Annotated in this window: 11 protein-coding genes; 9 read left to right on the top strand and 2 right to left on the bottom strand. The window is 44.2% G+C overall.

The window, feature by feature from the left end; genetic code table 11:
- Nucleotides 1–257 precede the first annotated feature (257 nt).
- From BM299_RS09595 to BM299_RS09550, 9 genes are all read left to right on the top strand, one after another.
- Nucleotides 258–689 (top strand): hypothetical protein, encoded by a 432-nt coding sequence (locus tag BM299_RS09595; protein ID WP_092483428.1) that lies wholly within the window; start codon nt 258–260, stop codon nt 687–689.
- Between the two features lie 4 nt (nt 690–693).
- Entirely contained in the window at nt 694–1,830 is a 1,137-nt protein-coding gene (locus tag BM299_RS09590) for a copper amine oxidase N-terminal domain-containing protein (RefSeq protein WP_092483426.1), read from the top strand.
- Between the two features lie 120 nt (nt 1,831–1,950).
- Nucleotides 1,951–2,862: a hypothetical protein gene (locus BM299_RS09585; protein ID WP_092483424.1), complete on the top strand. Its 912-nt coding sequence runs from the start codon at nt 1,951–1,953 to the stop codon at nt 2,860–2,862.
- A 264-nt stretch (nt 2,863–3,126) separates the two neighbouring features.
- Nucleotides 3,127–6,591 carry a hypothetical protein gene (locus BM299_RS09580; RefSeq protein ID WP_131820632.1) on the top strand — a complete coding sequence of 1,155 codons (3,465 nt, stop codon included), beginning with the start codon at nt 3,127–3,129 and terminating at the stop codon, nt 6,589–6,591.
- Nucleotides 6,592–6,711: 120 nt separating this feature from the next.
- Nucleotides 6,712–7,680, top strand: a complete 969-nt coding sequence (gene xerA / locus BM299_RS09575) for a site-specific tyrosine recombinase/integron integrase (RefSeq protein ID WP_092483420.1) — start codon at nt 6,712–6,714, stop codon at nt 7,678–7,680.
- Nucleotides 7,681–7,717: 37 nt separating this feature from the next.
- Complete coding sequence (locus BM299_RS09570; RefSeq protein ID WP_092483419.1) at nt 7,718–7,903, top strand: hypothetical protein; 186 nt, start codon at nt 7,718–7,720, stop codon at nt 7,901–7,903.
- Between the two features lie 63 nt (nt 7,904–7,966).
- Nucleotides 7,967–8,212, top strand: a complete 246-nt coding sequence (locus BM299_RS09565; protein WP_092483417.1) for a helix-turn-helix transcriptional regulator — start codon at nt 7,967–7,969, stop codon at nt 8,210–8,212.
- A 363-nt stretch (nt 8,213–8,575) separates the two neighbouring features.
- On the top strand, nt 8,576–9,025 hold the full coding sequence (locus BM299_RS09555; RefSeq protein ID WP_245779717.1) for a PIN domain-containing protein: 450 nt from the start codon (nt 8,576–8,578) through the stop codon (nt 9,023–9,025).
- Between the two features lie 406 nt (nt 9,026–9,431).
- Entirely contained in the window at nt 9,432–9,854 is a 423-nt protein-coding gene (locus BM299_RS09550) for a hypothetical protein (protein WP_131820631.1), read from the top strand.
- A gap of 75 nt (nt 9,855–9,929) precedes the next feature.
- On the opposite strand, the gene ltrA is transcribed toward BM299_RS09550, so the two are convergent.
- Nucleotides 9,930–11,390 carry a group II intron reverse transcriptase/maturase gene (ltrA, locus tag BM299_RS09545; protein ID WP_165608156.1) on the bottom strand — a complete coding sequence of 487 codons (1,461 nt, stop codon included), beginning with the start codon at nt 11,388–11,390 and terminating at the stop codon, nt 9,930–9,932.
- 529 nt (nt 11,391–11,919) lie between these two features.
- Nucleotides 11,920–12,157: hypothetical protein (locus tag BM299_RS09540; RefSeq protein WP_207545111.1), on the bottom strand; the 238-nt coding region annotated here is incomplete at its 5' end.

The raw sequence follows: 12,157 nt of genomic DNA, 5'->3' as shown, positions 1-12,157 counted from the left end.
AGCGATAACAGGACAAGAATGTGAGGTGATATTAACATTGAAACTGACCACATTATTAATACTTACTGCTGTAGGCATACCAATTTTAATACTGCTTTTGGTTTTTGGAGTAGTGATGATCTTCAGCATTCCATTATTTCGATTTGCAAGCAAGGTCCAAAATCCAACGATAACTATTAAAAAATGTTACCATGATGATCAAAACTTGGAACATTAGTTCTGGAAATTGTGTCTAATAAGAAGGGAGAGACCATTAAGTGAGAAAAACAATCTTAATAGCAATTTTAACTTTCATAGTCGGCACATTTAGCGGCGTTTGCGGCCACTGGTACTTCACGGATTACATGCCGGAGGTTAAACTAAAAAAAGCGGCCACAGAGCACCAGGAGAAACTTAACCAGATGGTCCGGTCGGGCAAGGTGCTTGCGGTTAAGCCAAATGAGCTAACCATAAAAGTAGAAAATAGCGGGGACAAGGAGTTCGAAGGCAAAGAAATTACTATTAAGATTGATTCAAACACTACCATCCAGGAGGGGATGGACATTCTTTCAAAGCCCGGAACGGCATTTGACTTAACCAGCAAATTAAAGAAAGGTATGTATGTTGACCTGATGGTCGAGGAAGATAAAGCACTGGCCATACACTGGGAAAGTCCGCTGGATACTGCTCAAGAAACCGAAGGGGTGTGATCACTTGAAAAAATTTATTTTGTTTGTTGTAATTGTCGCTCTGATGGTTATTTTCGTACCCGGTTTGAGGCCGGCTGATGCCGCCGACAACCACTCCGTAATCTTTACCATAGACAGCAGCACCTATCAACTGGACGATCAACTAAAAGAAATGGACGCCAAACCGTTTATCGAAGATGGACGTACCTACGTTCCGGTACGTTACATGAGCGAACCGTTTGGCATCAAGGTTGAATGGAACAAGTTCCTGCGCCTGGTCACTTTAACCCGGGACGACACCGGTGTCTACCTGGTAGTGGGGGTTAAAAAGATACTGGTCAGAAATGGCGAAGATAACGCGGTGGATATAGCAAAGAAAATCATATCCGAGGGCAGCGACCTTGATGTCGCGCCGGTGATCAGGGACGGCAGAACCTACCTGCCGGCCCGGTGGGTTGCCGAGGCGTTTGGGTACGCGGTAAAGTGGGACGATAAAACCCGAACGGTGGCCATAGTGCCCCAGGGGGCCAAAACGCCTGAAGTGATACTGCCGCCGGTGGAAGAAATCCCTCAAAACACGGTTTTCAAGCGGCCTGACATTGAGTTTCCCGAGAAGCCCCGGGCCATGATAATGGGCTTTATGCCTTCTTCCAAGAAGGTAGTGTTTTGGAATTATGACCCGGCACTTGTAGTACACGGATCTAGCGGTGATTATTACGTTACTGTTGATGGTGGTGAACCGCGGCGCTGGGAAGAAACCTTGCCGGATTACCTTACACCGGAACCCAGAAACCGTTTTGATGAAGGCCCGATAAACATAAAAGTCCTATTAACTGCCTTCGGAGCCCCGGAAGAAGCGTTTCAGTATGACCCAAAATCCAAAACTTTAAGGATTTACGGGGCAGAAGGATATTGGAGCCCGGGATATGTTGAATTAAAAGATGGCGGTGATACCGCAAAACTGGTATGGGAAAAGGACGGGCATGTTGTTGAAGATAGCTTGAATGGTAAATTCTATGTTAAAAACGGCAAATATTTTATAGATGGTAATCCAAATGCAGTTTTATTGTCAGCGTTTAATTTTAACGCTGCTGCAAGCATAGGGCCTCCAGAACCTCCTCTTTACGAAAACTTATGGTTTGTGAGCTTTAATAAAATTTAAGCGGGATTAAATCCCGCCTTTTCTTTTTATAGTCACTTTTTTAGAGAAAAAAGGGGGGAGTTGGAAAAATTTATTACTGATAATGGTGCATAAGAAATTTAACAAAGGAGAGGTGTTTACATGAACCATGAAGATTTAATTGTGCCGCGAATGGCTTTTAAAATCAAGGATGCCGGCCTGTTCCTGGGAGTCCTTTACCTGGTTTCGTTCCTGCTACTTTTGCCTTTTTACTTGAGAAATACCGGTAATATCCTGTCCGGTGCCGAGCTCATGTTGATTGCGATTTTGGGTATAGTTTTGGTGCAAGTTTTTCTAAACTGGCTATATATTCTAATCATCCATATACCGTTTATCATGGCGGCCATTATAGGCACAACCGGCCTTATTATTTTTGTTTTCAGCCCGCTTTTAATTATACCCGTTGAACTAATTCAAAACGCTGCTTCAATGTTCATTGGCGGGAGTTTCTTGGGCAACTCTTTAACCCTGCTTAGTGATTTCACTTACCGGTTGGGCCAGGGGATGATGATTGTTGCAGGCGTTATCTGGTGGTTGGTCGAGAAGGCCAAGAACATCAATTACGCTGCCCTGGCCGGGTATCTTATCGGCCTGGCCGGCCTGGGCGTAATCGCCGGCATATCCAATTTTTCCAGCCTGCTGGTATTTCTTACAATTTGGGCTGTTGTCTATTTAAAAGTCAGTAGCAACGAGAACCTGCCCGACCTGCGCATTATTTTCAAGTTGGTGGCCACTGTCGCTGTGGTATTCGGCATGTTTAAAATTTCTGTCGTATCCGAGGGCAAGGGATTCATGGATACAGTCTTTTATTTTTCTCAGTCCGATAACATATTCAAGACCAGTGGTTACCATAACTTTTTGCGTTTTTATGAAATTTTGCTGGCAGTTTTCTTCTTGCTTGGCATCTGGAAACCGGGGGCTATAACCGGAAGACTGCCACAGGAGTTTAGGGATAAGGTATTTGAATTTGTAAAGAAAGGCGCCGGGGCAATGATAGACTTGAAAAAAATTTAAACAATGTACTTCTCACCGGGGTGATTAAAAACCCCGGCTTTTTATTTTTAGAGAGCCGTTTTCAATTTAAAAGAACGGAGGAGGTTTGTAAGCGTGAAAAAGATATTACTTTTCTCTCTATTTATTATGTTTTTTTTGCTGCCCACAGGTTTGGCACAAGCTAAATACGAAAAACGATGGTCAGATCCATTACCCAGTCCTTACCCGGGCCGTGTTAACACACACAACCAATATGTCCGTATATTTCTAAACGACGGTGGCGTTATGTATAACAATTATGCTATCCATGGCAGTTACATGCCGGTATTCTGCTTACCCGGCAAGCTTAACAGCGGTTATACAGCGGCAGTAGAAAAAGACCTTCGCGAAAATGACCCCTTCGCATACGCCATTTTAAAAAGCACCAAATTTCAAATAGCCACCGCTGAAAATATTGATTATTTCTTAATCCACAACGGCTTAAGGGAAAACCCGTATATCAAGGCTACCACGATGGATACAAACGTGGAAATACAGAACAATCCCAACGCCCCGGTTATAGGCAAACTAACACCCGGCCCGGACGATGCAACAACCAAAGATCCTTATAAGCTATATAATAGACCACCTAATTACAGCGTCGCCTGGGTAGGCAAAGACGGCAACGATTACGAAGGCTTCTATTACGCCACCACCTACCTGAAAGGCGATAAAGGCGGCCAGGTGGGCAGCTCCTTACTGACCGCCGATGCCGCCAAGGCCCTGGTCACCCATAAAGGCAATGTCCAGGTAAACACAGACGTGTATATCAACTATAACTATAACCTGGCCCTGATCGGGCTGAAGCAAAAGAAGGTGGCCAGGAACCCGGGCGAAGAAGAAAAATGGACAGTCCAGCTTATCAACCAAACCCCCTTCACTACGGTTAAAGACAAGACCCACCTGCGGGCCTTCATCCAGGAAAAAGGCGGCGAACCGCAACTGGTGGCAAGCAAGGAAGCTGAATTGGCGCAAAACCAGGTAGCCAGCACGTTATTTTGGGAGTTCGGTTACGCTCTGCCCGAAAACGACTTCACCCTGATTGTCACGGTCAATAGAAACTATATAGACGGCAAATGGGTAAATGAACCGCTGGTAACACAAGCCGACTTCCAACTTAAAGGTGAATACTACAAAATTTACGGCAAAGACGGGGCAATGGAAACAACCTACTCGGACAACGTACTAACGTCGGAAATGACCGGCGGCAACAGCGGCAGCAATGAGCCGCCCAGCGGCGACGTTGACCTGGCCGCCATGGACCTGAACTTGTATAACAGCGCAGGAAGCCGTATGGCCGATGCACTCATAGAAGGCGAAACCTACAAAGTAGCCGCCGTATTTAGAAGCTATTACAACAAGCCTGGGTTTGCAGAACTTCGTTTTTACGTTAAGCAATCAGCAGGCAACTACCAGCTGCGGGACAGCAAATTTGTTTTTATGGAGCCTGGAGGAACAGTCTATATAGACAAAGATGACGGTTGGGTATATACAGCGAGTAAGGGTACAACCCCCGTGATAGCAATTAACCGTATCTGGGAAAATGGCTGGAAAGATAGGCAATTTAAACTGGAATCGGGCGAACTATTAGACGAGTCAAATTATGATAACAACACATTAGAAAAAAGCCATAACATAACCGAAAATACAACCCCCAGGGAAGAAAGCCACTACGCCTCATACTACCCGGCGATGGAAGTACAAGAGCCGATATACGAAACAATCAAAGAAAAAGTATGGCTGCCGGAAGTTAAAAAACTGCCATATAAAGAAGCCGAAGTAAATGTTAAAGTAAGGGCCAGGCTAGTACCGAATGAAGACGTATCCAGATCACTACCGGTAGAACGCCCCTCCTGGCATACTCTAACCGACGGGACAGAGGTGTTTGGATATTGGGTTTTTCCGAAAAATTCTCCCCAAGTGCTGGTTGAATGCGACCAGCAAGGCAACAAAACCGGCTGGGCCTACTTAAACGAGGGTAAATTCGTTGAGCAGGAAAGGCAGGTTCTCATCGGGTATGAAACCAAGCGTGTTCAAGACCCCTCCCAACCCAAACGATACCTGTATCCTGCGGAAGTCTATCCGTCGCCAAGGTATATGAACGAAAGTCTTTCACATTACAAGTGGGGTACAAGGGAACCCAAACAAGTTTATTATCCTTTCGGTGATTATCTTAACCGCGAGGAATGGCGGCAGATAATTATCCCGATATACAATCCCAACGATTGGGCCGTAAAAGCCAAGGTTAGAACTTTCATACCTGAATCAAGGGATGTATTTGTAAACCTGGGAGCCAAAGAAACCAAGTGGGTTATGGTTAAATTACCGCAAGATGCGAAAGTGAAAGGATGGAAGCCGTATAAGATAAACTATTTATCTGTAGTTGTTCATATTGAAGAAAATTACGACCCCTACGCGCCGGATGAATACAAGTACCAACCCCCGGCGGACGATTATGACCGGGTATTTTATTTTTGCGATGCTACAGGTTTACAGTTTGGTGCCCCGCAGTGGTACAAAGAAAACGAAGACGACCAGGAAGTATTTGTGTTGAAGCCAGCGTTCAAAACAGTTATGAAATGGGTTCCCGACGATCCCGAAGATTGGACTATTGGCAAGCCTGTATATGAAACCGTACCTGGCTATACCTGGAGTCGGGTAGAGGTATACCGGCCAATTGCCATAGATGATAGATCTCCAGGGAAACCGGCCAGCGAACAGGATATAAGCAACATGAGAGCTGTGGGACCTATGGTATTCTGCAAAGTTTGGCTTGCAAATTCAATAGATGAATTTAAAGGTATGTTGTCAAACACTTCCAATTATCGTATATTTATCGCTAATTATGAAGGTCGGATACGAAGATATTTGGATCAGTATTACGAAGATCAATTTACAAATCGCGAGTTAATACAATATTTTAATAACCCTTATGACAAAGCTGGTCGAACAATAAATATTAACGGGCAGCGATATTATTACGATTCTGTAACCCAAAAAGATGGCACGGAAAAGTATATATTTATGCTCCCTCATAGCGGGTATAGCAAAATCGATGGCTTTACTATCAAGCATATCGGTGAGCGAGTGGAAGAAACTAAAGAGAAGTACACTGAAAAACTCCTTTACCGTTTCATTGACACCTATAAAGTAAACCAAGGATTCCTGAATAATTCACAATTTATCATGAATTGCAAAGATCTACAGGTAGTTTACAGGCACGAAACCGCTGATAGCGACTATGCAAGGTTGCCGGTTAAATGGGACGTTATATTGCAACCCGGCGAAACAAAGTACCTACCTGGTGAGTTTGAAACGGCAATAATTAAGGAGAAACGTTCCCACGGAAGTGGTTATAGGACAATAAGGGATAGCGGCTTTGAGCCTGATATTTCATATGGCTCAATTTACGATGGTATCGCCACTTTAGACACCGTAACGGCTTATGGTAACGTTTCCATTAACGCACCGGCCGGTGTGGAAAATTATAACGATGAAGATAAGTGGGATCGTGAATTTAAGCCTGCTTTAAACAAAAATGTCTTTGATTTTTGCGAAGTAATGACAGTAGATGAATTATTGGCTTTCGGGGACGCTGAAGGTGGACAAATTAAAACCAACCTTAACTATTTTGTGTCCGGAACGCCTGAGCAAATGAAAGTTAGTGCTGATGTTAATATCGGTAAATGGTTGAAACGCAGACGAGATTAACAGAATCATGGTACTACCCACTAAAGAACAAAGACTTGGTGTATTCACCAAGGTCTTTGTTCTTTATTTATTTTCAGTCCTGAAAAAATGGTGAAGATCCACTTAAAAAGGTGAGTTGATATGCTTGACACCTTAATTGATCAAATAACCGTTATTTGTACGTCTGGTGAAAAAAAAATCAAAGAAAAACTACATGATTTACTGAGCCAATACGAAATTAAGAAAATAGCCACTGGAGAAACACACCCGGATATATCACAAAAAATGAATATGTTTCTCCTGGCCAAGAAAATGGAAGGTCTTAGCGAAAAGACTTTACGGAATTACCGCAAAACCATTTTAAATTTCGGGGCATACACTGAAAAGCCTGTAAACAAGATTACTCCGGGGGATATAAGGAACTGGCTTTCAAGTTGTCAGGAATTAAAAATAAGTACCATTCGATACTACATCAGCGTGCTGAGAACATTTTTTGATTATCTTATAACGGAAGAACTTATTAGTTTTGATCCCACCCGGAAAATCAAGTTGCCTAAACTGGAACAGCGCATTCCCAAAGCGCTGAGCGTTGATGAGTTAGAAATTCTTCGGGAGGGTTGTCATACCCTGAGGGAAAAAGCGTTGCTCGAAGTTTTTTACGCCAGCGGGTGCCGGCTGGCCGAGATACATAACCTTAACCGGTCGGATATTGACTGGCAAGAGAGATGCTTTTCGGTTATCGGAAAAGGAAACAAGGAAAGAGTGGTGTTTATCGGTGCCCGGGCAGCCCACGCGCTTAAAAAATACCTTGACAGCCGTCAAGATACTGAAAAAGCTCTTTTTGTGACGGAGAGGGGTAAGCCCAAACGATTATCACAACGGTCAATCCATTTGATATTCAAAAAAATTGCCTCACGGGTGGTAATAAATAAAAATATCCACCCACACGTATTCAGGCACACCATGGCCACTTCTATGGTCAACCACGGTGCCAGGCTGGAAGACATACAGGCGCTACTGGGTCATAGTTCACCGAATACAACCCAGGTTTATGCGCGGGTGTCGCTGGAGCGAAAAAAGCAGGCGTATAATCAACATTTTGTTAACTGATTAGTAAAAATACCATCAAATACCGAAGGAGGAGTAAATGGAAAAATTTATTAAAGAATCGATTGCGGATGTACCGGAGCTGCTTCAGTATTACCAAAATCACATTGACGAAGTTAATGCTTTAATAAATAAATTTGCGGTCCCAAGGGAGGAAATAAAAAACATAATGCTCATTCTTAAAACAATTGACGAGGACATTGATTGGGCAGATAAAAAGTTTTAAAAAATTGCAGCCTACGGAGATATGATGCAATAAATGAAACACGTTGTAAAGAGGTGAAACCGTTTGAATAATAGGCTGAAAAGTTTTCTTAAAGAATTGAAGTATATTAAGGATTTTATTCCGTCGGATACATTCACAGACCTGGCGAGAAAAGCCACCGCCCTGGCGGAAAAAGATGATAGGCTTTTGACACCGTCGGAAGTGGCAAAGAGGCTGGGCGTGAGTGGGGTAACGATCTGGCGGTGGTTAAAAAAAACTTTTGACGTTCTATCTACTCCCCAGTGGACAGATCCGGATCAGGGAATCTGACTTGGAGTATTTTATTGAGAAACACCGGCTAATAAGTACAATCACAGATGATGGCCAGCATGATTCACGGCAACTTCTTATATGATCAATATTTTAATTATGTATCTAAAATTGAGGGCTGTCTAAAGAGTCAGAGATCAGTTATACTTGTAGTAAGAGGTGAAGTATTATGCCAAAGCGAATCGTTTCAAGAAAATCATCCGGGAGAAAGATTGTAATAAAAATTAAAGGAAATAGCATTAGTACCAAGTTTGAAACTAAAGAGGCTCGAATTAAGAGAAGATTAAAAGCATTCCGTTCACTTGTGGGCCTGTGGGAAGGTAAGGACACATCGTTCTTTGATAATAGGTGAGTGGGGTATTATTGGATACAAACATAGCCGTTGATTTTTTAAGATCCCAACGAAAGTCCCGACCGAAAAATGAAAGAGCTATGTTTGACCAGCAATCTGCCGTAACCCTTATTGAGCAATTGATCCAGGATGATCGGGATATATTCTTTTCGGTGGTAACATTAAAAGAATTGCTACAGTACCCTTATATCTCTTGCGAAGAAGAAGAAAGAATAAACAAAGTTTTACCGATGTTTAGTACCATTCTGTCTGTGGACGAGCGTATCGGTAGGATAGCAGCACTCTACTCCAGAGAATCCGCGGAATACCGGGAAAAGCATATTGAAGACTGTTACATAGCAGCCACAGCATCAACTTATCCTCTTTATACAAAAAACCCAAAAGACTTCGTATACGTAAATGATTCTTCATTAACCATTGTTGTGCCTTACGATTATCGACGGGCAAATGGTATAGGATAAAGAAGTTGATATTTAAGCGTCTGGCCAAGAATAAGAAAAAATATTAAATATTGACGACTGAAACCCTTTTAGCAAAAAAGTGATTTCGCATTAACACCTTACTTTATTTGTAGGGTGTTTATTTTATTAAGATGGTCTTACGAGAGAGGCGAGATGCCCGAAATTTGCAACCTACGGAGACTTTGGGAAATGAAGGGAATGATTAACAATGCTAAATATAAAAACTGAACTTAGCACCTTTTTCACGCAAGAAAGGATAACTAGATTATCTAACCTGGCACCAAAATATATCAAACACTTTTACTACGTCGGCAAACAAGTCTTTTGGGATTACTGGAAAATAATTAAGGTAATCTCTATTTTGTTTTTGTTAATATATGCTGTAAATCGGTGCGGTGAACAATTCATGCAAATCGATAACCCCAAAGTGTTAACAGATTTTATTTTACAGAATCAAGTTGCAATATTAATTATCGGGCATATTTTGATCAATATCGCAAAACTTACATATGCACTGCTAAACTTAGCATGTTATATTATAAGCTTTGCTATGGGTATAAGATTTGTAAATTACCTATACACAAAACCATTTGTTGCTATGACTGATCAAGAACATATAGCTTTAATCTCAAAATTAAAAAGTACCGGCATAGTAGGTAAACATATGAATGGTTATTTAGATTATGATTGGGATGAAGTTTTAAATAATCTTTATGAAAAGTATTTAAGAGAAGCAGATTATACACTTAATGAATTATATCAAAAAATACAGAAGCATTATTTTTATTTAAAATCAACGTCTATTAGGGTTTTTGAATTTGATTCATGATAGAGTAGGCCGACCTCTTACAAGGCCAGCCCCTCAATGAACGGCTCGTGCGGTTTTCCCGCAAACCGCTCTACGTTACTTACTCTCGAACTTGCGGATGCGTTTCTGTGCTCGCTCGTATGCTGCAGCCCGCTTGGCCCAGTATACTGTATCACCAGCTTTGCGCTGCCGCTTGGCTGATGCTACCTTTGTCCTGCGCTGACGGATGATAGCTAAGTGCTCGTCATCTGTCAATGACAGGCCAGTGGCTGCATCCCAAATGATTCTCTCGGCGTATTGAAGCCCCGCCCCCACAAAGCACTCATGGGTGTAGATTGAGCTGAGCGTGTTAACTCTCCTGTACGTCTTGCCGCCACCACGCTGAGGTAGGCGGCAGCGCCGAATACGCTGACGGACATATGCATCTAGCCTGGTCGCCTGTTGAGCAAGGAGTGCTGTGGCACAGCGGCACTGGCCTCGGACTGATTTGTACACCTGCACCGCCTTGGCGGCCTGCGCCCAATATGCTGCCTTGCCTAGAATTACCGGGTTCACTCTCTTTACTAATGCGTCCAAACTTAACGTGTGAGTTTTCGGAGTTTGCTCTTTGATAGCTTCTCGGAAAGCCTTCATGGCATCGGAAGTGCATCTGAGTCCAAAACTCCAAGTTCCGTCTCGTTTCCGAAACCATCCTTGAATAGCCACTCCAAGGTATTCTAGCTCGGGAATTGTCCTTCCGTTGAAAGTGCGTTTCTCCATCAGGTGCAAAGTATTCGTTTTCTCGGCTGAGAGTTCGAGTTTCAATCTTCTCATGACATCCCGTACGATAGCTTCTCCATGCTTGACGCCTTCTTCATCCTTAGCAAAGACCAGAAAATCATCAGCGTAACGTACAAATTGCACGCCTGCCCTATTAAGTTCCCAGTCCAGTTCATTCAGGTAAATATTGGCAAGTAATGGAGAAATGACTCCGCCTTGCGGAGAACCTGCCTTTGAGAAACTTCTCACGCCATTCTCTACGACTCCAGCCTTTAACCACTGCCAGATGAGGTCCAGAATGGAACGGTCGGCAATCCTTCGCTTCATAATCCCCAGGAGTATTCGATGGTCTATACAGTCAAAGTAACCCTTGATGTCAGCATCATATACCCAAACATAGCCTTGTTCCATCAAGTGGATGATGCGCCCGAAAGCATTGAACGCACCTTTTCCAGGTCGGAAGCCGACAGAGGCCGGGTGAAACTCCGTCTCGTACAGAGGTTGGAGTATATCAACGACCGCCTGTTGTACGACCTTGTCCCGAATAGATGGAAGGCCGAGTGGGCGCTTTTTGCCGTTTCGTTTCGGAATGTAGCGCCTGAGTACTGGCAATGGCTTGTAAGCCTTGGCTTTGAGGTCGCTAAAAAGCTCTTGGAGATTTTCTTCCAGTTTGCTTTCAAATGCGGACAGACTGATTCCGTCCACTCCACCAGCCCCTTGATTCGCCTTAACTTTTAGCCATGCCTCATACAACCGTTGATAACTGAGCAAGCGTCCATAAAGATTGTGCCACTTCAAGTTCGAGCGTCTCCTCGCAAGCAGAACCATCTTGGCAGTGTTTCACGACGGAGACTTACCAATTAGCATGTCTGCTTCTGAATCAACTTTTCAGTAACGACGCCTTCCTTCACTTCACACCGAGTTATGGTCTCGGAGCTACTTCGCTACTATGAAGGCGCTCTGACTTCTCCTGGCACACGGGCAATTTCGGATTCCCTTATATGCCCATGTCCACCAACCAGGGACTTAGCTCCCCCTGTCCGTTTTCCCACCTTTCGGCTGGGTGCCTCATTAGGTTCTGCATATCCGCTAGCCTTAATGGTGGTAACCAGGAGACCTCGACGGGTCACCCACACTGGCTGCAGCGTGCATGTCTCACCCTCCACGTGATGAGCCGCATACCCCGTTTCAGTGGCTTACAGGGCTGCCTCACCCTTGCCCGTAGGTTCAGCCTACTCAGTTTGCCCCGGGTTTCCCCATTAGGGTGTCTCACTAGCCTCACCGTAGCGCAGGTTTTGGGTTCCGCAGAGGTCGCAGCGTCCCCAACTCACCCCGCCGCTTTGGCATTCAGCGTTGCGCTTTCAACCTGCACACTTCGGATAGGGACCTCTCGGTTACCCCTCTCTCCTCCGTCACGTCCCTCACGGGAGCGCGCTAGATGTACCCTTTGCCGCGCTTGCCACTTGCGCAGCGCCGGCCTGCCCTGCCTCTCGGCAGGGTGTCCGACATCCAGTGCGGGCTGCCGCCCGCACAACCTCCTCCGGGACAAGCCCGGAGGCTTCTCC

It is taken from the genome of Desulfoscipio geothermicus DSM 3669 (assembly GCF_900115975.1).
Classification (GTDB): Bacteria; Bacillota; Desulfotomaculia; order Desulfotomaculales; family Desulfallaceae; genus Desulfoscipio; species Desulfoscipio geothermicus.
The sequence above is the reverse complement of the archived record's forward strand: the minus strand, read 5'-3'. Positions and strand labels throughout refer to the sequence as shown.